Source organism: Cupriavidus sp. C1SS-2L (assembly GCF_057073735.1).
Genome location: NZ_CP172708.1, coordinates 1378266 through 1400195, shown reverse-complemented (window position 1 = coordinate 1400195; position 21930 = coordinate 1378266). Strand labels below are relative to the sequence as shown.

Sequence of the window (21930 nt, the reverse complement as noted above, 5' to 3'; positions counted from 1 at the left end):
AGGCGCGCGACATCACCGGCCCGCGCCCGATACCGCAAGGAGGCACCATGCCGCAGGAGAACGAAGAAAAAGTCGCACACCTGCAGGAAGAAATGCTGGCGTTCGCGCGGGAGCGGTTGCCCGCCGCAGGGTTCGAGCTGCTCCAACCGATTCTGCGCCATTACTACGACCAGACCGATTCCGATGACCTGATCCACCGCGAAGTCGCCGATATGTATGGCGCCGTGATGGCGCACTGGCAAACCGCGCAGAAGTTCGTACCGGGTACCGCGCGCATTCGCGTGTACAACCCCAACCTGGAAGAGCACGGCTGGCATTCGGACCACACCGTGGTCGAGATCGTCAACGACGACATGCCCTTCCTGGTCGACTCCGTGACCATGGAGATCAACCGGCTGGGCCTGGCCCTGCACTCCGCGATCCACCCTGTGTTCCGTGTGTGGCGGTCCGCCAAGGGCGGCATCGAAAAAATCGAGGTGGGCGGCGCCGGCGGCGATGCATCATCGCGCCTGGAATCGTTTATCCATTTCGAGGTCGACCGGACCGGCGAGCCGGCGCGACTGGAAGCATTGCGCACCGGCATTGCGCGCGTGCTCGGCGACGTACGTGCCGCGGTCGAAGACTGGCAGCGCATGCGCGATATCACCGAGACCACGATCGGCAATATGGCGCAGGCCCCGGATGCCGCCACTGCGGACAGCACCGAAGGCCGCGCCTTCCTGCAGTGGATGCTCGACAACCACTTCACTTTCCTCGGGCAGCGCGATTATCAGTTGGTCTCGCAGGACCAGCGCTATTTCCTGCGCGGCATGCCGGACACTGGCTGCGGCATCCTGCGCGAAAGCCTCCGCCCGCCAGAAGCCGACGACCTCACCCCGCTGCCCGCCGCGGCCACTTCCATCATCCAGGGGAGTTCGCCGATCTTCCTGACCAAGGCAAATTCGCGCGCCACGGTGCACCGGCCTGGCTACCTCGACTACATCGGCGTAAAGCTGCTCGATGCCAACGGCAAGCTGTTCGGCGAGCGCCGCTTCGTGGGCTTGTACACGTCCACAGCCTACACCTCACCGATTGCCGAGATTCCGCAGGTGCGGCGCAAGTGCGCGAATATCCTCGCGCGTGCCGGCTTCCTGACGAAGGGCCACCTGTACAAGTCGCTGGTCACCATCCTCGAACAGTATCCGCGCGATGAGCTGTTCCAGATCGACGAGGACGAACTGTTCGACATCGCGATCGGCATCCTGCGCCTGCAGGAACACCAGCGCACGCGCCTGTTCGTGCGGCGCGACCGCTTCGACCGCTTCGTGTCTTGCCTGGTGTTCGTCCCGCGCGACAAGTACAACACCGACCTGCGCCAGAAGATCCAGAAGATCCTGATGGGCGCATTCCACGGCAGCGCCTGCGAGTTCACGCCGCTGCTGTCGGAATCGCCGCTGGCGCGGATCCAGCTTATCGTGCGTAGCGAGCCCGGCAGCATGCCGCAGGTCGATACGCAGGAACTGGAATCACGCATCGTCCAGGCGAGCCGCCGCTGGCAGGACGACCTGGCCGCTGCCCTGCATGAAAGCCGGGGCGAGGAGCAAGGCAACCGCCTGCTGCGCCAGTACGGCAGCTCTTTCCCCGCAGGCTATCGCGAAGACTATCCGGCCCGCACCGCTGTGCGCGACATCGAGCTGATGGAGCACGCGCTGCACGGCAACGGCATCGCCATGAACCTGTACCGCCCAATCGAGGCAGTCCCTGGCGCGTTTCGCTTCAAGGTGTACCGCGCCGGCGAACCGATTGCGCTCTCGCACAGCCTGCCGATGCTCGAACACCTTGGCGTGCGCGTGGACGAGGAGCGGCCCTACCTGATCGAGCCCGATGGCGGCGCGCCGGTCTGGATTCATGACTTCGGGCTCGAGATCGCAGACAGCGCGAGCGGTGCCGACTTCGATATCGAGCGCATCAAGGCGCTATTCGAAGACGCGTTCGCACGTGCATGGAATGGCGAGATCGAGAACGACGACCTCAACCGGCTGGTGCTGCGCGCCGAGCTTGCCGCGCGCGATGTGACCATCCTGCGCGCGTACGCAAAGTACCTGCGCCAGGTCGGCTCGACCTTCAGCGATGCGTACATCGAACGCGCACTGACCGGCAATCCGGGCATTGCTGCGAAACTGGTGGCGCTGTTTGTCGCACGCTTCGATCCCGCTACGACCGCTACGCGCGACACGCGTTGCCAGCAATTACTTACCGATATCGAGACTGCACTGGACCAGGTACCGAACCTCGACGAGGACCGCATCCTTCGCCTGTTCCTCGGCGTGGTCAATGCGACCGTGCGCACCAACTATTTCCACCGCGATACCGACGGACAACCGAGGCCTTTCGTCTCGTTCAAGTTCAATCCATCGCAAGTTCCCGGGCTGCCTGAACCACGCCCGATGTTCGAGATCTGGGTCTATTCACCGCGCGTGGAAGGCGTTCACCTGCGCGGCGGCCGCGTTGCCCGCGGCGGTCTGCGCTGGTCGGACCGGCGCGAAGATTTCCGCACGGAAGTGCTGGGCCTGATGAAGGCGCAGATGGTGAAGAACACGGTGATCGTGCCGGTTGGCTCCAAAGGCGGCTTCGTCGTCAAGCGCCCGCCGCCGCCGACGGACCGCGATGCCTTCCTGCAGGAAGGCATCGCTTGCTACCAGACATTCCTGCGTGGCCTGCTCGACCTGACCGACAACCTTGTGGCCGGCAGGCTCGTGCCACCGCCTGACGTCGTCCGTCATGACGACAACGACCCGTACCTCGTCGTCGCGGCCGACAAGGGCACGGCCACCTTCTCCGACTTCGCCAACGCGATCTCCGCCGAATATGGCTTCTGGCTAGGCGATGCGTTCGCATCGGGCGGCTCGGTCGGCTATGACCACAAGAAGATGGGCATTACCGCGCGTGGCGCGTGGGAATCAGTCAAGCGGCATTTTCGCGAGATGGGCATCGACACGCAGACCACGGATTTCACAGTAGCTGGTGTCGGTGACATGTCGGGCGACGTGTTCGGCAATGGCATGCTGCTGTCGCCGCATATCCGGCTCGTGGCCGCGTTCGACCATCGGCATATCTTCCTGGACCCTGATCCCGACCCGGCTTCCAGCCTGCAGGAACGCGCTCGCATGTTTGCCCTGCCGCGATCCAGCTGGGCCGACTATGACACCAAACTGATTTCGACCGGCGGCGGCATATTCCCGCGCACGGCCAAGACCATCGCGCTGTCGCCGCAGGTCCAGGCCGTACTGGGTATTACCGCAAGCACCTTGTCGCCGGCGGAGCTGATCCACGCGATCCTGATGGCGCCTGTGGACCTGCTGTACAACGGCGGCATCGGCACCTACGTCAAATCGAGCCAGGAAACGCATTTGCAGGCCGGCGACCGCACCAACGACGCCGTGCGCGTGAACGGCGCGGAGTTGCGCTGCAAGGTTGTCGGCGAAGGCGGAAATCTCGGCTTCACGCAGCTCGGCCGCATCGAGTTCGCGCGCCGTGGCGGACGCATCAACACCGATGCCATCGACAACTCGGCCGGCGTGGATTGCTCGGACCACGAGGTCAATATCAAGATCCTGCTGGGCCAGGTCGTCGCCGAAGGCGAGATGACGGAAAAGCAGCGCAACAAGCTGCTGGCCGAGATGACGGATGAAGTCGGCTTGCTGGTGCTGCAGGACAACTACTACCAGACACAGGCCCTGTCGGTCGCGGGCCGCAGCAGTACTGCGCTGCTCGATGGCGAGGCACGCCAGATCCGCTGGCTGGAGCGCGCCGGCCGCCTGAACCGCGCGCTCGAATTCCTGCCCGGCGACGAAGAGATTGCCGAACGCAAGGCCGCAGGCGAAGGGCTGACCTCCCCGGAGCGTGCGGTGCTGCTCGCCTACAGCAAGATGTGGCTCTACGACGAACTGCTGGCCTCTGACGTCCCTGAAGATGCGCTGGTGGCAGGACTGCTCGTTGACTATTTCCCGGTCCCGCTGCGCCAGCGCTACGGCGACGCCATGCAGCGCCACCCGCTGCGCCGTGAAATCCTGGCCACGCACCTCACCAACCTGCTCGTCAACCGGATCGGCGCGACCTTCGTGCATCGCATCATGGAAGAGACGGATGCGCGTCCGGCGGACATCGTGCGCGCGTGCCTGATCGCGCGCGACGTATTCGGGCTGACTGCGCTGTGGGAGGACATCGACGCCCTCGACAACCGCATAGCCGATGCCGAACAGGCACGGATGTTCAGCGCGGTCGGACAGCTGCTTGAGAGGGCCTGCCTCTGGTTCATCCGGTACCTGCGCACTGGCGGCAGCACTGCAGCGGACATGACTCGCTTCACGCAGGCGGCCCAATGGCTGGTCCCGCAATTGCCGGCCTTGCTACCGCAGGCCGATGCCGCGGCACTGGCCGATCGCACGCGTGCGCTGACCGAAGCCGGCGTCGAGCCGGCGCTGGCCCGGAAGGTAGCCAGCAGCGATATCGCCGCTGCGGCGCTCGATATCGCAGAGGTCGCAGCATCGTGTGATCGCCCGCTGGAACTCGTGGCTGGCGTCTATTTCGCGCTCGACACCCAGCTCAGCTTCGGCTGGCTGCGCGAGCGCGCGCAGGCGCTGCCCGCGGATACGCACTGGGACCTGCTGGCCCGCACCACCACGCTGGATGATCTGGGACGCCTCAAGCGCGCCCTGATGACCAGCGTGCTGGCGCAGGCTGGATCCTATAACACCGCCGAGCCGCTGATCGACAGCTGGCGCGGCAGCCGGCAAACCGCGCTCGAGCGCTTCACCCGCATGCTGACCGACCAGCGCGCATCGGGCGCCACGGGGCTGTCGATGCTGTCTGTGGCTATCCGCGAGATCGGGATGCTGGAACGAAGCTGAGGAGACGCGCGGCCCTATTCCCCTTCCTGTTCCTCGTCGGGCTGGTGCGGGCGGAATTCGAGCCCCAGCAACAGCACCAGTTCGAAGGCGTCCGCGAGCAGGTGTGTCTGCCGTGGCAGCAGGCTGGCGTAGGGCATGTCGTAGATCGACTGGTGCGCGGCGCGCTGGCCCTTTAGGCCACGGTCTCGGGCAATGTCCGAAAGCAGCGCAGCAAAGCCGGACAGGTCCTGAGCGGCCAGCGCGGAATTCAGTACCCTGGCGATCACCTCGGGGGATGCGCCTGCCCAACCGATGAGTTCGGCATTGGAGGCTGACTTGTGAGGGCGGTCGGAAATGTCCATGGGCAGTCTAACGGTCTGCGGACCTGCTCCTTGAGTGCAAAGTGACGCAGCAATTACCCTACATACGAGGGGTTCAGCCAATCCATCGGTTGACGAGTATCTCAGCCATTGTTCTGCACCCACTGGCGTGCCCATGCGATGGTTGCCACGCGCGCTTCTTCCGGTGTCGGATACGTAGTGGGTGGCGAGCCGCCTTCCAGCGCGACGGCGCCGGAATCCCAGATATCGCAGATGCCGCGAAAACGGCCGCCCCCCAGCGCATGGCAGAACACATGGACCACAAAACCGCGGTATTCGATGATATCGGTGGCCGCTTCCGGCAACGGCTCAGGGTCCACCGCCTGCTCCTGCTCCGCGAGCATGGCAGCGGCCATGTCCGCCCCGGCATCGCGACGCGCGCCGTTCGCCAGCCACGCACCCAGACACGCCGCAGCAGCGCCGGAGAGCAAACCCAGCCCAAACCAGCAGGCTCTGTTATGACAATGCGCCATGGCTGCCCCCTTAGATTTCACGGAGCTACGTGGAGCGGCGTTCGTACCCCATATGGTTCAGGTTATACCAAAGCCTGAAACGCAGTCGGCGCATGCCGCATTCGTCACTCAATATCACGCTCAAAGGAGATGACGCACGCGTCCTCGGCATTTATACTGTACATCCATACAGTACTCACAAAGGCACTGCCATGCCGCTCTATCAATCCGATTCCATCTTGCTGGAGGCGCACTATTTCGGGGACGATGCGGAGTACATGCGCCTGTCTTGCGCACACGTCAGCGTCGGCAACGGCGCCATCGTCGTGCAGGGCATCGAGCCAAGGCAATTGCAAGGCTTGCGCTGGACGCCCGATTTCCTGTCATTCGACGTGAGCGGCAACCACCACCGCTACCCGGTTGGCCGACCGGCCTTCATCGGCCCCGACCGCGCGCAATTTGCACTGCTCTGAAAGAGACCTCCCGCCGATACCATGCTAGCTGACTACGCCGCTGATCGACTGATCAAAGCTCTGGATCTGCTGCCCCATCCAGAAGGCGGGTATTTCCGTGAAACCTACCGAAGCGCGGAGAATATCCAATGCAGCGATGGCCGGCAGCGCAGCGCGTCGACGGCCATCTACTACATGCTGCGCGACAGCGATTTCTCCGCATGGCACCGCATCCGGTCGGATGAACTGTGGCACTTCCACGCGGGCACTCCGCTCGATGTGCATGTCCTGACCAGCGACGGCAACCTTGTCACGCATCGGCTTGGCAATCCGCTGGAGCACCACGGGGCTGTGTTTCAGGCCATGGTTCCTGCCAATCATTGGTTTGCCGCCGAACGCGTGCCGTCAGGTTCGCAGGATTTTTCGCTGCTTGGTTGCACCGTTGCACCAGGGTTCGAGTTCAGTGAATTCGAGCTGGCAGATGCATTGGAGCTTGTGGCTATTTTTCCTCGTCAAGCCGACCTGATCCACCGGCTCTCGCGTCGGCATGCGTAAGCGTTATCGGGATGCTACGATGACCTCAAAGAGCCTGGGAGACGCCCATGGTCCTAAAGCGTTATCACGAATTCCCTGCGGAAGAACGGGACGCCTTTGAAACTGCCTGTGCGCGGCATGGTTTTGTTGTCGAAGATTTTGAACTGACCGAAGACGATAACCGACCCGCCGCGCAGCGGACCATCAACGTTGGGCGTGTTGTGGGAAGTCAGTTCGAACGATACACGACAGCGGATGGCGTGCTCTGGGTGGAACGCTTCGAGCGCGACCTGGCTGACGATGTGTTTGGGTTTCCGTTGGCGGATTGAGTGGCGCGCAGCGCTTTTTTTGGACCCCATTACGTTCGATCGCACCGTCTCCCGAGCCCGTGCAAATGAACCTGTACATGACAGCAACGCCCAGAAGCCGATCACAAGGCAGTAGCGCGATTGAGGATGTCGGCCAATTAGACAAAAGGCCTGACAGATAAAACCTGTCAGGCCTTTTATTTACTGGTCGGGGCGAGAGGATTTGAACCTCCGACCACCTGCACCCCATGCAGGTACGCTACCAGGCTGCGCTACGCCCCGAAGAAAAAGATTATAGCAGACGCATTTCCCCGCTGACCAGCGGTGCTGGTGAAATTTATGTGCGCCGCGCGATCTGCTGAAGCTGCGCGAGCAGGTGCTGCACCTCGATGAGTTCACCTCGCAGACTGGCGATATCCACCGACGGCACCGACGTCTCCGCCGCAGTCTCCACAGCCAATTCTTCTGTCTCGGTCTCAGCATGATGATGCGCGTGCCGCCCTTCATCCAGCCGATTGCGCGCACCATTGATCGTGAAGCCCTGCTCGTACAGCAGTTCACGGATGCGTCGGATCAGCAGGACTTCATGATGCTGGTAGTAGCGCCGGTTGCCGCGGCGCTTGACCGGTTTGAGCTGCGTGAATTCCTGTTCCCAGTAGCGCAGTACATGCGGCTTGACTGCGCACAGTTCGCTGACTTCACCAATGGTGAAGTAACGCTTGGCGGGGATGGGCGGTAGCGCTATGCGCTCGCTGGATTTGTCCGACATGAGTGGTGTAGACAGGCGTCAGGCCATGCCGGCCGGTTCGAGTTGGCGCGTGGATCAGCGCGCCATGAAGCATACAGACGCCTGCTGCGCCAAGCAATCCGCCGTTGGGGTGAGGCCCCTTCGGTCAGCCCGGCACGTCCAGGCCCGCACGCTCTTCCACCAGGCTCTTGAGCTTCTGGCTTGCGTGGAATGTCACGACGCGGCGCGCGGTGATGGGAATGACTTCACCGGTCTTCGGATTGCGGCCCGGGCGCTGCGGCTTGTCGCGCAACTGGAAGTTGCCGAAGCCGGAGAGCTTGACGCTGTCGCCCTGCTCCAGCGCTTCCCGAATGACGTCGAAGAAGGCTTCGACCATGTCTTTCGATTCGCGTTTGTTCAGGCCGACCTGGTCGAACAGCATTTCGGCGAGTTCGGCCTTGGTCAGCGTCGGCACCTCGGCGGCGCGGTTTTCCGGCATGGAGTCGTCGCGGGAGGAAGCCTGCCGGTCGCTCATCTCGCCCAAAGCTGCTGCGGTCATGGAGTTCGCGTCTCGATCTTTCATGTCGATCGCTCAAGGAATTCTGTCTGGCGATCCGCCCGGGTGCACTGCCCGGGCGCCCTGTCTGTGGTATGTGCTGGTGGTCAGCCGCGCAAGCGAGCCTGGAAGGCTTCGCCCAATGCGTCGACCATGCAGCGCACCGCGCTGTCGACGGTCTCGTCCTGCAGGGTCGACCCAGTATCTTGCAAGGTCACCCGGAACGCAAGGCTTTTCTCGTCGGCCCCAATGGCGGCCGAAGCAGCCTTCGGACGGAACTCGTCGAACAGCACGAGGCTCTGGCAGAAGCGGCCACAGCCCTGCTTGTCGAGCGCGGCGCGCATGCTGTCAAGCATGTCCTGCACGCGTACCGATTGCTTCACCACTACCGCCAGATCACGCACGGCGGCAGGGAACTTCGAGATCTCGGCGTAGGTCGGCAGACCTGCTTCGCGCAGTGCGTCAAGCTCGAGTTCGAACAGTACCGGCGCCTGCGTCAGTTCATACTCCTGCAGCCAGCGCGGATGCATTTCGCCCACGACGCCGACCGGCTTGCCGTCGATCAGCATGCGTGCCGCGCGGCCCGGGTGCAAAGCCGGATGTTCGACCGGTTCGAAGCGAGCAACACGCGGATAGAACAGCGTTTCCACATCGCCCTTCACGTCGAAGAAATCGACGTTGCGCGTGGTGATGCCCCATTGCTCTTCGAATGCGGGACCGTAGGCGATACCGGCAGCCATCATCGGTTGATGGTAGCCGGCCACCGTCAGGCCGCCGTCCTTCACATCGGCATCGCGATGGAACACGCGGCCGACTTCGAACAGGCGCACGCGCGCGGCCTTGCGATTCAGGTTGTAGCGCACCTTGTCGAGCAGGCCACCGATCAGCGAGGAACGCATTACCGCAAGCTGGCTCGCGATGGGATTCAGCAAGCGGATCGGGTTGTCATTGGCGGCGAAGTCGCGCTCCCACTTCTCTTCCACGAAGGCAAAGTTGATGACTTCCTGGTAGTCGCGCGCGGCCAGCGCGTGGCGCACTACGTGCGTGGAGCGGCGGCCTTCGTTGGTCGGGCGCATTTCGCTCTCCGCCACGGGCGGACGCGCGGCAATGCGCTCGAAGCCGTAGATGCGCGCGACTTCTTCGATCAGGTCCTCTTCGATCTCGATGTCGAAGCGATAGCTCGGCGGGGTCACCTCGAACACTTCGCCGTCGGCGCCCTGCGAGCGCGTGAACGGCAGTTGCAAGCGCTGGAATACATCAGCCACGACGGCCGACGACAGCTCGATGCCCAGCACGCGCTCGGCACGCGCCAGACGCAGGCTGACCGGTCTACGCTGCGGAAGATTGACGATATGGTCATCGACCGGACCGGCCTGGCCACCGCAGATCTCGAGGATCAGCGCGGTGATGCGTTCGATATGCTCAACCGTCGTCGCATAGTCCACGCCGCGCTCGAAGCGATGCGCCGCATCGGTCGAGAAGTTGTAGCGGCGCGCGCGGCCCTGGATGGCCGACGGCCACCAGAACGCGGCTTCCAGGTAGATGTTCGTCGTGTCGAGCGTCACGGCAGTGCTGTCGCCACCCATGATGCCGGCCAGGCTCTCGATTTCCTTGTCGTCAGCGATCACGCCGACTTGCTCGTCCACCTCGATGGTATTGCCGTTCAGCAGCTTGATCTGTTCGCCCTTGCGGCCCCAACGCACATCGAGGCCGCCGTGGATTTTGTCCAGGTCGAACACGTGCGACGGGCGGCCCAGCTCGAGCATCACGTAGTTGGAGATATCCACCATCGCCGAGATGCTGCGCTGGCCCGAGCGCTCCAGGCGCTGCACCATCCAGGCCGGCGTAGCCGCGCGTGCGTTCACGCCGCGGATCACGCGACCCGAGAAGCGGCCGCACAGGTCGGGCGCCGACACCTTTACCGGCAGCTTGTCGTCGATGGTGACCGCCACGGGCTTCATGTCCGGCAGCGTCAGCGTAGCGCCGGTCAGGGCCGACACTTCACGCGCCACACCGTGGATCGACAGGCAGTCAGCCTTGTTCGGCGTCAGCTTGATGATGAAGACCTGATCGTCGAGGTCCAGGTATTCGCGGATGTTCTGGCCGACCGGCGCATCTTCCGGCAGCACCAGCAGGCCGCCATGGTCTTCCGACAGCTTCAGCTCGCGCGCCGAGCAAAGCATGCCGTAGCTCTCCACGCCACGCAGCTTGCCGACCTTGATTTCGAACGGCTTGCCTTCGGCCTCTGCAGGCGGCAGCACGGCGCCCACCAGCGCGCACGGGACCTTGATGCCGGGCTTGACGTTGGGTGCACCGCAGACGATCTGCAGCGTCTCGCCGGTGCCGGCGTCGACCTGGCACACGTTGAGCCGGTCTGCATTGGGATGGCGCTCAGTCGACAGCACGTGCGCGACCACGATCTTGTCGAACGGCGGCGCGACCGGGCCGACCTCCTCCACTTCGAGCCCGGCCATGGTCAGGCTGTGCGACAGCGCGTCGGTGGAGATCTTTTCAGGGTTGGCGAAGGTGCGAAGCCAGGATTCCGAGAATTGCATGGCGCTTCTGATCCGGTAAGTATTCTGTGATGTCTTTGACGAAGGGCTGGACGCGCGCGTCAGGCGAACTGGCGCAGGAAGCGCACGTCGCCTTCGAAGAACAGGCGCAGGTCGTTGATGCCATAGCGCAGCATCGTCAGGCGCTCCAGGCCCGAGCCGAACGCGAAGCCGATGTAGCGTTCCGGGTCCAGGCCCATATTGCGCAGCACGTTCGGGTGCACCTGGCCGGAGCCGGAGATCTCCAGCCACTTGCCGTTGCCGAACGCCATGTCGATCTCGGCCGACGGTTCCGTGAACGGGAAGTACGACGGGCGGAAACGCACCTGGATGTCGTCGCGCTCGAAGAACTTGCGCAGGAAGTCGGTGTACACACCCTTCAGGTCCGCAAAGCTCACGTCCTCGCCGATCCACAGGCCTTCGACCTGGTTGAACATCGGCGAGTGCGTGGCGTCGCTGTCGACGCGGTACGTGCGGCCCGGGCAGATCACCTTGATCGGCGGCATGGCCTTGCCGGCGTACTTCTCGACGTGCATCTTCGCGTAGCGCACCTGCATGGGGCTGGTGTGCGTGCGCAGCAGCAGGAGCTTGTCGTCGCTGTCGCGGCCGTCGATATAGAACGTGTCCTGCATCGAACGCGCCGGATGGTTGTCCGGGTTGTTGAGCGCGGTGAAGTTCATCCAGTCGGTTTCGATCTCGGGACCATCGGCCACGTCGAAGCCGATCGAGCCGAAGATCTGTTCCACGCGTTCCCACGTGCGCATGACCGGGTGCAGGCTGCCGCGGCTGACCGCGCGGCCCGGCAGGGTCACGTCGATGGCCTCGGCAGACAGGCGCGCATTCATCAGCGCATCGGCCAGTGCCTGGCGGCGCGCCGTCAGCGCGGCTTCGACCTGCTGCTTGACCTGGTTGATGCGCGCGCCTTCAGTCTTGCGCGTTTCCGGGTCGAGCTTGCCGAGGCCCTTGAGCAGTTCGGTCAGCGCGCCGGTCTTGCCGAGGAACCTGGCCTTCTCGTTTTCCAGCGTGGCGTTGTCGTTGGCGGCGGCGAAAGCGGCCTGGGCGTCGGCGACGATTTGATCCAGATCCTGGGACATGGCGGTCGTGGAAATAGCTTGGCGCCGTGACATTGCTGCCGTCGCGGCGTGGGTTGGTGTTCGTTTCGAATGGCGTTTCGGCACTGCTTGCGGCAAGGACTGCACAGCAATCGCCGAAGCGGCATTCGAAAATGAAAACGGGGCCCGTGAGAGCCCCGTTTCAGCAGACCTTGCGGTCGGTGCTTGCCCGGCAACCTCTACGGGTTGCCGCAGCCGGCATCAGGCAACAGTGGCTTTCACCTGGTTGACGATGGCGGCAAAGGCAGGCTTGTCGTGAATAGCCATGTCCGACAGCACCTTGCGGTCCAGTTCAATCGAGGCCTTCTTCAGACCGTTCATGAACACGCTGTAGGTCATGCCATGCTCACGCGTCGCGGCGTTGATACGCGCAATCCAGAGAGCGCGGAACACGCGCTTCTTGTTGCGGCGATCGCGGTACGCGTACTGGCCAGCACGCATGACCGCCTGCTTGGCGATACGGTAGACATTATTGCGACGGCCGCGGTAACCCTTGGCAGCGTCGATAACTTTCTTGTGACGGGCCCGTGCAGTGACCCCACGCTTTACTCGAGGCATGTAATTCTCCTTTCGTTTTCGTAAGGGTTATGCGTAAGGCATCATCGCCCGCACCGACTTCAGGTTCGTCTCATGGACGTCCTGAGTACCGCGCAGGTGACGCTTGTTCTTGGTGGTCTTCTTGGTCAGGATGTGACGCTTGAAGGCCTGGCCACGCTTGAACGAGCCATTCGGACGGGCAGTAAAGCGCTTGGAGGCGCTTTTCTTCGTCTTCATCTTCGGCATGAAAAACTCCAGCTCTATGACATGCATGCAGGTGGACGGCTCACGCCGACGCTTGCAAGACCCGCATCCACTTGTTGTTGCACGGCGCCACAAGGGCTCCGCGCTACTTCCACGCGACACAACGCCGGAATGCCTCGGCATCCCGGCCGCCGCATCGCGCAAAAATTACTTCTTCTTCTTGGGGGCGATCACCATCACCATCTGGCGCCCTTCCATCTTCGGCATCTGCTCGACCTGGCCGATTTCTTCCAGGTCCGCCTTCAGGCGTTCGAGCACACGCACGCCGATTTCCTGGTGCGCCATCTCACGGCCGCGGAAGCGCAGCGTGATCTTGGTTTTGTCGCCATCTTCCAGGAAGCGCTTCAGGTTGCGCAGCTTGACGTTGTAGTCGCCATCATCCGTGCCAGGGCGGAACTTCACTTCCTTGACCTGGATGATTTTCTGCTTCAGCTTCGCCTCGTGTGCGCGCTTGGCTTCCTCGTACTTGAACTTCCCGTAATCCATGATCCGGGCGACGGGCGGAGTCGCGTTCGGGGCGATCTCCACCAGGTCCAAGTCCTTGTCCTCAGCCAGCCGCAGAGCGTCCATGAACTTGACGATGCCGAGCTGCTCGTTATCAACCCCTACCAGGCGCAGCTCAGGCGCACTGATCTCCCGGTTGATGCGATGACCTTTGTCTGTAGCGATGTTGCGTTACCTCAAGAAGACAAAAAAACAAGCCGTGCTTCCGACCCATCAGGCTTTGTTGGTGACGTCCTGTTGCAGACGCTCCACAAACGCGGAGACGGGCATCACACCCAGATCCACGTTGCCACGGGCACGCACGGCCACTTGATTGGCATCCCGCTCCTTGTCGCCCACCACCAGCAGGTAGGGGATCTTCTGAAGCGAATGCTCGCGGATTTTATACGTAATTTTCTCGTTACGCAAATCGGCCTTCGCCCTAAACCCTTGTTTTAGCAGCGATTGCACGACATTTTCGGCATATTCAGCCTGCGATTCCGCGATATTCATGACAACCACCTGCTCCGGTGCCAGCCAGGCGGGCAGCGCACCTGCGTGGTTTTCGAGCAGGATGCCAAGGAAACGCTCGAACGAACCCAGGATCGCACGGTGCAGCATCACCGGACGCTTGCGCGAATTATCCTCGGCGACGTATTCGGCACCGAGGCGCTCCGGCAGCACCAGGTCGAGCTGCAGCGTGCCGCACTGCCATGAACGGCCGATGGCATCTTTGATGTGGTACTCGACCTTCGGACCGTAGAATGCGCCCTCGCCGGGCAGTTCTTCCCAGTCCACGCCACAGGCGCGCAGCGCCAGGCGCAGGCCTTCTTCGGCGTGATCCCAGACCTCGTCCGAGCCAGCGCGCTGTGCCGGACGCAGCGACAGCTTCACCGCCACATCCTTGAAGCCGAAGTCGTCATAGACCGAGAACGCGAGTTCGTTGAAGGCTTTCGCCTCGGCAACGATCTGCTCTTCCGTGCAGAAGATGTGCGCATCATCCTGCACAAAACCGCGCACGCGCATCAGCCCATGCAGCGCGCCCGACGGCTCGTTGCGATGGCAGGCGCCGAACTCGGCCAGGCGCAGCGGCAGGTCACGGTAGGAACGCAGGCCATGGTTGAAGATCTGCACATGTCCCGGGCAGTTCATCGGCTTGATCGCGTAGTCGCGCTTCTCCGACTCCGTGACGAACATGTTTTCCTTGTAGTTCTGCCAGTGGCCGGACTTCTCCCACAGCGAACGGTCCATCACCTGCGGCGTGCGCACTTCGTCATAGCCGGCGGCCGTCAGGCGGCCGCGCATGTACTGCTCGACGGCCTGCCATACCTGCCAGCCCTTCGGGTGCCAGAACACCATGCCCGGCGCCTCTTCCTGCAGGTGGAACAGGTCGAGCGACTTGCCCAGTTTGCGGTGATCGCGCTTTTCGGCCTCTTCGAGCATGTGCAGGTAGGCTTCCTGGTCTTCCTTCTTGGCCCACGCCGTACCGTAGATGCGCTGGAGCATCTCGTTGTTGGCATCGCCGCGCCAGTAGGCGCCGGCCACCTTCATGAGCTTGAAGACCTTGAGCTTGCCCGTGGACGGCACGTGCGGGCCACGGCACAGGTCGACGAACTTGCCTTCGCGATACAGACCGATTTCCTGGTCCGCCGGAATCGAGGCGATGATCTCGGCCTTGTACTTCTCGCCCATCGACTCGAACAGCGCCACCGCCTCGTCGCGGTTCCAGACCTCGCGCGTGACCTTCTCGTCCTTGCGGGACAGCTCCGTCATCTTCTTTTCGATGGCAGCCAGGTCTTCCGGCGTGAAGGGACGCTTGTAGGCGAAGTCGTAATAGAAGCCGTTTTCGATCACGGGGCCGATCGTCACCTGGGCATCCGGGTACAGTTCCTTGACCGCATACGCGAGCAAGTGGGCCGTGGAGTGACGAATGACATCGACGCCGTCAGCGTCCTTATCCGTGATGATGGCCAGCGCCACATCGCGATCGATCGAGTAGCTCGTGTCGACCAGGTTGCCGTCCACCTTGCCAGCCAGCGCGGCCTTGGCCAGACCCGTGCCGATGCTTTGCGCCACTTCGGCGACCGTCACCGGGCCGGGAAACTCGCGACGGGACCCATCCGGCAGCGTGATTGCGATCATTTCGACTCTCCAGGATTCCACCCCGGCGCTGGCGCTCGGCGGGCGGATCAAACTGCATCTTTTGTAGCACCGGCCCACCCCGAAACAGGCGGCGTACCGACAACGTTCTTGGTGCTTGCGCACGGCAGGCGGCAAGCTTATCAGGCAGCTGGCAGGCGACAGACGAAAAAAAACGCGGCCAAGGCCGCGTTTCTCTTTGTCAAACCCGACTCAATCGGGACGGAGGCGCACCTCGACTACTGTCGCATACCAGCGGTAGTAGTTCGCGGTGTCATGAACATAATGCCCTTCCGTTCCTTATGAGATTGAATCGGACTTGCCGCACTGTATTGTTGTACTGCTTCTTTTACTGCTTTACTGCAATTCGTTGGTAGGCTCGATTGGACTCGAACCAACGACCCCCACCATGTCAAGGTGGTGCTCTAACCAGCTGAGCTACGAGCCTAGCGAAGCAGCAATTATAGCCTCACTTTCTTCGTGCTTGCAATACCCCCTGCACATCTTCGATGATCGACAGCGCGCGCTGCAGTTGCGTGGCCTCCGACACCTCGGCTGTGAACTGCATGCGCGCCACGCCCTTGCTCGACAGCGTCTTCACGCCGGTCACGTTGATCTTCTCGCGCGACAGCACTTCGGAGATATCACGCAGCAGCCCCTGGCGGTCGATGGCCTCGACGTGGATGTCGACCGGATACACGGCATCGCTCTTCTTGCCCCACTCGGTCTGGATCACGCGCTCGGGGGCGCGCGCCGAGAGTTGCTGGAACGTGTGGCAGTTGCGCCGATGGATCGACACGCCGCGCCCGCGCGTGACGAAGCCGACGATCTCGTCCGGAGGTGCCGGCTTGCAGCAGCGCGACATCTGCGTCATCAACGAATCCACGCCGACCACAAGCACGCCGGATTTGGCGCCGCGCGCCACGCTGGTGGCGCGGCTCTTCTTGGTGACGGCGTCTTCCTCGTTGAACGGCGCCTGCACCTCGCCCTCGGGGTGCCGCAGCGCTTGCTCGACATGCCGCAGGCTGAACTCCTCCTTCGCCACTGCGGCGAAGAGGTCGTCCGGCGACTTGAAGCCGAGCCGCGTGGCGAGGTCTTCGAGCTTGACGGCGGTCTTGCCTTCGCGCTGCAGCGTCTTGTCGATCAGCACGCGGCCTTGCGCAATAGTCTCCTGCGAATCCAGCGCATTGAACCACGCCCGTACCTTGGCCCGCGCGCGGCTGCTGGCCAGGTAGCCGAGTTCGATGTTGAGCCAGTCGCGCGACGGCCCGCCCTGCTTCACGGCGATGATCTCGACGGTCTGACCGTTCTTCAGTGGCGTATTCAGTGGCACCATCGTGCCGTCGACACGCGCGCCGCGGCACCGGTGGCCAAGATCACTGTGCAGGTAATACGCGAAGTCGAGCGGCGTGGCACCTTGCGGCAGCGCGATCACGCGTGCCTGCGGCGTCAGCACGTAGATGTGGTCGTCGATCGCCGCGTGCTTGAGCTGCTCCCACGGCGACGGCGACTCGTCATGCGCCACGCTGTGGTCGGCATCATCCTTCCAAGCCAGCAGTTGCCGCAGCCACGCGATCTTCTCGTCGTAGCTGTCGCTTGCCGCGAACTGTCCGCTGTAGCCCTTGCTGCCCGCTTCTTTGTAGCGCCAGTGCGCCGCCACGCCGTACTCGGCGAAATGGTGCATTTCCTGCGTGCGGATCTGTACCTCGAACGCACGCCCGTCGTCCCCGATCACCACCGTATGCAGCGACTTGTAGCCGTTCGATTTGGGCCGCGAAATGTAGTCGTCGAACTCGCGTGGAATCGGCTGCCAGATATGGTGGACGATACCGAGGACCGTATAGCAGTCCTTGATGTCGTCGACGATCACGCGGAACGCGCGCACATCGTACAGGTCGGCAAAATCCAGCTCCTTGCCGCGCATCTTCTTCCAGATGCTGTAGATGTGCTTGGGCCGCCCGCTTACCTCGGCGCGGATGCCGGCGTCGGCCAGCTCCGATTGCAGGCGCGCGATGGCGCTGGCGATGTAGCCCTCGCGCTCGATGCGCTTTTCATCGAGCAACTTTGCGATGCGCTTGTAGGTATCAGGCTGCTCGAAGCGGAAGGCCAGGTCCTCGAGCTCCCACTTCATCTGCCAGATGCCGAGGCGGTTCGCCAGCGGCGCATAGATGTCGAGCGTCTCGCGCGCGATGCCGGGTAGCGGTTCACGCTTGTTCTGCGCAAGCCAGCGCAGCGACTGCAGCCGCGAAGCCAGGCGCACCAGCACCACGCGGATATCTTGCGCGAACGCCAGCAGCATCTTGCGCAGCGCTTCGACCTGCTCGTGCCGGGCTTGCGCCACGTTGCGCGATGCCTCCTGCGCGTCGTGGCCGCCGGCAATGGCGCCGATGCGCAGCAGTTGCCGCACGCCCTTCACCATCCGGCATACATCTTCGCCAAAGCGCGCCTCGATTTCCGGCTCTACGGCGGGCGCGAATTCGGCCAGCGGGAACAGACAGCACGCGGCGCGCGCGGCATCATCCACGCGCAGGCCGTCGAGGATGCGCAGCATTCCTTCCGCATGCGACAGCACCGGCTCGCCAGTCGGCAGCACGGCGTCGCCCGCCTGCTCGCGTACGTACGCGAGCGCGCGCTCGACCATGTCGGCGTCCGGGACGCCGGCCACCTGGCCGGCCAAGTCGGTGGACGTCACCATAGGGTCACCATGTCACAACGCCATCTTCAGTTGAGCGCAGCGGTCACCACCACTTCGATCAGGTAGTCGGGATTGGCCAGCCTGGCTTCGACGGTGGCGCGCGGCGGCGTATTGCCCTGCGGCACCCACGCGTCCCACACCTCGTTCATCTTGCCGATCATCCCGATGTCAGTCAGGAAGATCTGGCATGACAGGATGCGCGTCTTGTCGCTGCCCGCTTCGGCGAGCAGCCGGTCGATATGACCCAGCACCTCGCGGGTCTGGCCGCTGATGTCGGCCTTCGGTTCCACTTCCGGCACTTGCCCAGCCAGGTAGACCACACCGTTGTACACCGCGTATTCCGACAGGCGTGCACCCACGTGGGCGCGCTTCAGTTCATTGCTGCTCATGACTAGTTAAAACGATTTCTGGTTGATACGAACGATTTCAGGCGCCACTCGCCTCACGCGCTTCCGAGAAAGAACTGGCGCGCCACGGCAATCTGCGCCGGATTGACAAAAGTCGGTGCATGCCCCACATCGGGGATCTCCACCGAACTGACATGTTTGCCGCGGGACACCATGTCGGCCACGGTATCGCGCAACAGCAGGTCCGACTGCGCACCGCGAACGACCAGCACCGGCGCTTCAATGGCCTCGAACAGTTGCCACATCGTGGCTTCGCCGGCTGCGAGTTGCTCCGGCGTGGCGCCGCGGAACGGTACGGCCAGCGCAGGATCGTAATGCAAGCCCCATTCCAGGCCTTGCGCACCCTGTACAGGCTTGAGGATCGCAGCGTTGAGCTCGCGCCATTGCTCCGGCGTATGGCGTCCGAACGATGCGCTGATGGTCTGCAGGTAGGCCAGCCCTTCTTCGAAGGTCTTGAACCGCACCGGGAGTCCAACGTACGAGCCGATCCGCTCCACGGCCGCAGCCGTGATGCGCGGCCCCACATCGTTGAGCAGCAGCTTGCGCACCGGCGAATTGGGCAGGCCCGCCAGCGCCATGCCGATCAGCCCGCCCATTGACGTGCCGAACCAGTCGACCTTGTCGACGTTGAGCCTGGCGATCAGCGTAACCATGTCCGCCACGTACTTGGGCACCACGTAACCGGACGGATCAAGCAGCCAGTCCGAGCGCCCGCGGCCAGCCACGTCGGGGCACACCACGCGGTAGTCGCCGCACAGCGACTGGGCCAGCGCATCGAAATCGCGGCCGGTGCGCGTCAGGCCGTGCACGCACATCAGCACGCGCGGATTCGCCGGGTCGCCCCATTCGTGATAGGCCATGCGGTGCAGGCCCGCCGGACTGATGCACTGAACGAAGCCGAGGCGCGGACTGGCAGACATCTGAACTCCCTGACGAACCGGCTGCCGCACAAGCATTGCCGGAGGTTGAGCAAAGCAGGATTGTACGCCGCAGCGGTTACAATGCCACAGCACTAGTCCACTGCGTCAGCCGCTACGCCGCGGCAATCGCGACGCGGTCCGGCCGGCCGTGACCGGCCACGTATTCTTTCGACTTTCGATCTCGACGGAGGCTTACATGCTCAAAGGCAAGACGGCACTGGTGACTGGCTCGACCAGCGGCATCGGACTCGGCATCGCGCAGGCACTGGCCGCGCAGGGCGCCAACATCATCGCCAATGGCTTCGGTGACGTGGAGGCCGCAAAGCAAGAGATCGCGCAGGCCGGCGCGGGCATCAAGGTGGGCTACCACGGCGCGGACATGAGCAAGTCTTCCGAGATCGAGGACATGATGCGCTATGCCGACTCGGAATTCGGCGGCGCAGACATCCTTGTCAACAACGCGGGCATCCAGTTCGTGGCCAATATCGAGGATTTCCCGCCTGAGCGCTGGGACGCGATCATCGCCATCAACCTGACCTCGGCGTTCCACACCACGCGCCTGGCGCTGCCCGGCATGAAGCAGAAGAACTGGGGACGCATCATCAATGTCGCTTCGACCCACGGACTCGTGGCGTCGGCCCAGAAGTCGGCCTACGTGGCGGCCAAGCACGGCATCGTCGGCCTGACCAAGGTCACCGCGCTGGAGACCGCGCAGACCGGCGTCACCGCCAACGCGATCTGCCCCGGCTGGGTGCTGACGCCGCTGGTGCAGAAGCAAGTCGATGCGCGCGCGCAGAAGGAAGGCATTCCGGTCGAGCAGGCCAAGCGCGAACTCGTGATCGAGAAGCAGCCGTCCGGCCAGTTCGTCACGCCCGAGGAACTTGGCGCGCTGGCGGTCTTCCTGTCGTCCGAGGCGGCGCGCCAGGTGCGCGGCGCGATCTGGAACATGGACGGCGGCTGGGTCGCCCAGTAAAGCCAACCCATGCAGGAATGAAAAAGCCCCGCTTCACAGCGGGGCTTTTTGCATCCGACCTGCAGCGCTTACAGCAGCGTCGCGCCGGTCTTGCTCTGGATTTCCTCGCGGCTCACGCCCGGGGCGGTTTCCACGAGCTTCAGGCCGTCCGAGGTCACGTCGATCACACCGAGGTCGGTGATGATGCGGTTGACCACGCCTACGCCGGTCAGCGGCAGGTTGCAGTCCTTCAGGATCTTGATGTCCTCGGTGCCGTCCTTCTTCTTGGCGGTGTGTTCCATCAGCACCACCACGCGGCCCACGCCGGCAACCAGATCCATCGCGCCGCCCATGCCCTTGACCATCTTGCCCGGGATCATCCAGTTGGCGAGGTCGCCCTTTTCGCTGACCTGCATCGCGCCGAGGATGGCCAGGTTGATGTGGCCGCCGCGGATCATCGCGAAGGAATCGGCCGACGAGAAGATCGAAGAGCCAGGCAGCGTCGTCACGGTCTGCTTGCCGGCGTTGATCATGTCGGCGTCGACTTCGTCCTCGGTCGGGAACGGGCCGATGCCGAGCAGGCCGTTTTCCGACTGCAGCCACACTTCCATGCCTTCCGGCACCCAGTTGGCCACCAGCGTCGGCAGGCCGATACCCAGGTTCACATAGAAGCCGTCCTGCAGCTCCGCCGCGGCGCGCGCGGCCATTTCGTCACGTGTCCATGCCATGATGTGTCTCCCTCTTACTTGGCGGCACGCACGGTGCGCTGCTCGATGCGTTTTTCGGGGGTCGTGTTGAGCACGAGGCGCTTGACGAAGATGCCAGCCAGGTGGATCTCATCGGGGTCAAGCTCGCCAGTTTCGACGATATGCTCGACCTCGGCCACGGTGAACTTGCCTGCCATGGCGCACATCGGATTGAAGTTGCGCGCGGTACGGCGGAACACCAGGTTGCCGGCCTTGTCGGCCTTCCAGGCCTTGACCAGCGCCACGTCGGCGGTCAGCGAACGCTCCATCACGTACTTCTCGCCGTCGAATTCGCGAATTTCCTTGCCGTCGGCGACGATGGTGCCCACGCCGGTCTTGGTGAAGAAGGCCGGGATGCCCGAACCACCGGCGCGAAGCTTCTCGGCCAGCGTACCCTGCGGCGTGAATTCCAGCTCGAGTTCGCCGGCCAGGTACTGGCGCTCGAACTCCTTGTTCTCGCCCACGTAGGACGAAATCATCTTCTTGATCTGGCGTGTTTCCAGCAGCTGGCCCAGGCCAAAGCCATCCACGCCGGCGTTGTTGGAGATGCAGGTGAGCTGCTTGACGCCGGTGTCGCGCAGCGCAGCAATCAGCGCCTCGGGAATGCCGCACAGGCCGAAACCGCCAACGGCGATCGTCTGGCCGTCGCGGACGACGCCTGCAAGCGCCTCGGCGGCGCTGGCGTAGACCTTGTTCATGGTTCGCTCCTTCCTCGGTAGCCCTCGTCGCCGATCCCGCCGCAAGGGTGTGCGGCGCACGACGCAAGGAAATTGTAACGGTACAATCAGCGGCGGCTGCCGCGCTCTCGTCCGACCGAAAGGATACGCAAGGCGCGCCGCCTACGCC

20 protein-coding genes and 2 tRNA genes are annotated in these 21930 nt (G+C 63.3%); 5 read left to right on the top strand and 17 right to left on the bottom strand.

Going from position 1 to position 21930, the window contains the following annotated elements; genetic code table 11:
• The first annotated feature begins 47 nt into the window (after positions 1-47).
• Positions 48-4889, top strand: a complete 4842-nt coding sequence (locus tag ACIGJG_RS06630) for an NAD-glutamate dehydrogenase (RefSeq protein WP_011297458.1) — start codon at positions 48-50, stop codon at positions 4887-4889.
• A 14-nt stretch (positions 4890-4903) separates the two neighbouring features.
• Here ACIGJG_RS06630 and ACIGJG_RS06625 read toward each other — a convergent pair whose 3' ends face one another.
• Together ACIGJG_RS06625 and ACIGJG_RS06620 are read right to left on the bottom strand one after the other, a co-directional pair.
• Positions 4904-5230 (bottom strand): hypothetical protein, encoded by a 327-nt coding sequence (locus tag ACIGJG_RS06625; RefSeq protein WP_041679559.1) that lies wholly within the window; start codon positions 5228-5230, stop codon positions 4904-4906.
• Between the two features lie 101 nt (positions 5231-5331).
• Positions 5332-5604 (bottom strand): hypothetical protein, encoded by a 273-nt coding sequence (locus ACIGJG_RS06620; protein ID WP_235679916.1) that lies wholly within the window; start codon positions 5602-5604, stop codon positions 5332-5334.
• Positions 5605-5813: 209 nt separating this feature from the next.
• On the opposite strand from ACIGJG_RS06620, the gene ACIGJG_RS06615 reads away from it, so the two are divergent.
• From ACIGJG_RS06615 to ACIGJG_RS06605, 3 genes are read left to right on the top strand one after another with little or no spacing between them, the layout of a single operon-like run.
• Positions 5814-6173 carry a hypothetical protein gene (locus ACIGJG_RS06615; RefSeq protein ID WP_235679917.1) on the top strand — a complete coding sequence of 120 codons (360 nt, stop codon included), beginning with the start codon at positions 5814-5816 and terminating at the stop codon, positions 6171-6173.
• 21 nt (positions 6174-6194) lie between these two features.
• Complete coding sequence (locus ACIGJG_RS06610) at positions 6195-6707, top strand: cupin domain-containing protein (RefSeq protein ID WP_011297454.1); 513 nt, start codon at positions 6195-6197, stop codon at positions 6705-6707.
• 47 nt (positions 6708-6754) lie between these two features.
• Positions 6755-7015, top strand: a complete 261-nt coding sequence (locus ACIGJG_RS06605) for a hypothetical protein (protein ID WP_041679557.1) — start codon at positions 6755-6757, stop codon at positions 7013-7015.
• A 184-nt stretch (positions 7016-7199) separates the two neighbouring features.
• Here ACIGJG_RS06605 and ACIGJG_RS06600 read toward each other — a convergent pair.
• The 13 genes from ACIGJG_RS06600 to ACIGJG_RS06540 all read right to left on the bottom strand — a co-directional run bounded on the left by ACIGJG_RS06600 (position 7200) and on the right by ACIGJG_RS06540 (position 19386).
• Positions 7200-7276: transfer RNA gene (locus ACIGJG_RS06600), tRNA-Pro, on the bottom strand.
• 55 nt (positions 7277-7331) lie between these two features.
• The gene (locus ACIGJG_RS06595; protein WP_011297452.1) at positions 7332-7763 is read right to left on the bottom strand and encodes a MerR family transcriptional regulator; all 432 of its coding nucleotides are present in this window, start codon (positions 7761-7763) and stop codon (positions 7332-7334) included.
• 124 nt (positions 7764-7887) lie between these two features.
• The gene (locus ACIGJG_RS06590; RefSeq protein ID WP_011297451.1) at positions 7888-8304 is read right to left on the bottom strand and encodes an integration host factor subunit alpha; all 417 of its coding nucleotides are present in this window, start codon (positions 8302-8304) and stop codon (positions 7888-7890) included.
• A gap of 80 nt (positions 8305-8384) precedes the next feature.
• Positions 8385-10832: a phenylalanine--tRNA ligase subunit beta gene (gene pheT / locus ACIGJG_RS06585; RefSeq protein ID WP_011297450.1), complete on the bottom strand. Its 2448-nt coding sequence runs from the start codon at positions 10830-10832 to the stop codon at positions 8385-8387.
• Positions 10833-10891: 59 nt separating this feature from the next.
• Entirely contained in the window at positions 10892-11923 is a 1032-nt protein-coding gene (gene pheS, locus ACIGJG_RS06580; protein ID WP_011297449.1) for a phenylalanine--tRNA ligase subunit alpha, read from the bottom strand.
• 219 nt (positions 11924-12142) lie between these two features.
• Entirely contained in the window at positions 12143-12499 is a 357-nt protein-coding gene (gene rplT / locus ACIGJG_RS06575; RefSeq protein ID WP_008650487.1) for a 50S ribosomal protein L20, read from the bottom strand.
• Positions 12500-12526: 27 nt separating this feature from the next.
• Positions 12527-12724, bottom strand: a complete 198-nt coding sequence (rpmI, locus tag ACIGJG_RS06570; RefSeq protein ID WP_011297448.1) for a 50S ribosomal protein L35 — start codon at positions 12722-12724, stop codon at positions 12527-12529.
• Between the two features lie 165 nt (positions 12725-12889).
• Entirely contained in the window at positions 12890-13411 is a 522-nt protein-coding gene (infC, locus tag ACIGJG_RS06565; RefSeq protein ID WP_084791900.1) for a translation initiation factor IF-3, read from the bottom strand.
• A gap of 48 nt (positions 13412-13459) precedes the next feature.
• On the bottom strand, positions 13460-15367 hold the full coding sequence (thrS, locus tag ACIGJG_RS06560; protein ID WP_011297447.1) for a threonine--tRNA ligase: 1908 nt from the start codon (positions 15365-15367) through the stop codon (positions 13460-13462).
• A 368-nt stretch (positions 15368-15735) separates the two neighbouring features.
• Positions 15736-15812: transfer RNA gene (locus tag ACIGJG_RS06555), tRNA-Val, on the bottom strand.
• A 21-nt stretch (positions 15813-15833) separates the two neighbouring features.
• Entirely contained in the window at positions 15834-18059 is a 2226-nt protein-coding gene (locus tag ACIGJG_RS06550) for a RelA/SpoT family protein (RefSeq protein WP_483672923.1), read from the bottom strand.
• Positions 18060-18085: 26 nt separating this feature from the next.
• Complete coding sequence (locus ACIGJG_RS06545) at positions 18086-18448, bottom strand: RidA family protein (RefSeq protein ID WP_011297445.1); 363 nt, start codon at positions 18446-18448, stop codon at positions 18086-18088.
• 53 nt (positions 18449-18501) lie between these two features.
• Entirely contained in the window at positions 18502-19386 is an 885-nt protein-coding gene (locus tag ACIGJG_RS06540; RefSeq protein ID WP_011297444.1) for an alpha/beta fold hydrolase, read from the bottom strand.
• Between the two features lie 196 nt (positions 19387-19582).
• Between ACIGJG_RS06540 and ACIGJG_RS06535 the strand changes: the two genes are divergently transcribed.
• Positions 19583-20359: a 3-hydroxybutyrate dehydrogenase gene (locus ACIGJG_RS06535; RefSeq protein WP_220631503.1), complete on the top strand. Its 777-nt coding sequence runs from the start codon at positions 19583-19585 to the stop codon at positions 20357-20359.
• Positions 20360-20427: 68 nt separating this feature from the next.
• Here the strand turns inward: ACIGJG_RS06535 and ACIGJG_RS06530 are convergent, their stop codons facing one another.
• Together ACIGJG_RS06530 and ACIGJG_RS06525 are read right to left on the bottom strand one after the other, a co-directional pair.
• Positions 20428-21066: a CoA transferase subunit B gene (locus ACIGJG_RS06530; RefSeq protein WP_011297442.1), complete on the bottom strand. Its 639-nt coding sequence runs from the start codon at positions 21064-21066 to the stop codon at positions 20428-20430.
• A 14-nt stretch (positions 21067-21080) separates the two neighbouring features.
• On the bottom strand, positions 21081-21782 hold the full coding sequence (locus ACIGJG_RS06525; RefSeq protein ID WP_011297441.1) for a CoA transferase subunit A: 702 nt from the start codon (positions 21780-21782) through the stop codon (positions 21081-21083).
• Positions 21783-21930 lie beyond the last annotated feature (148 nt).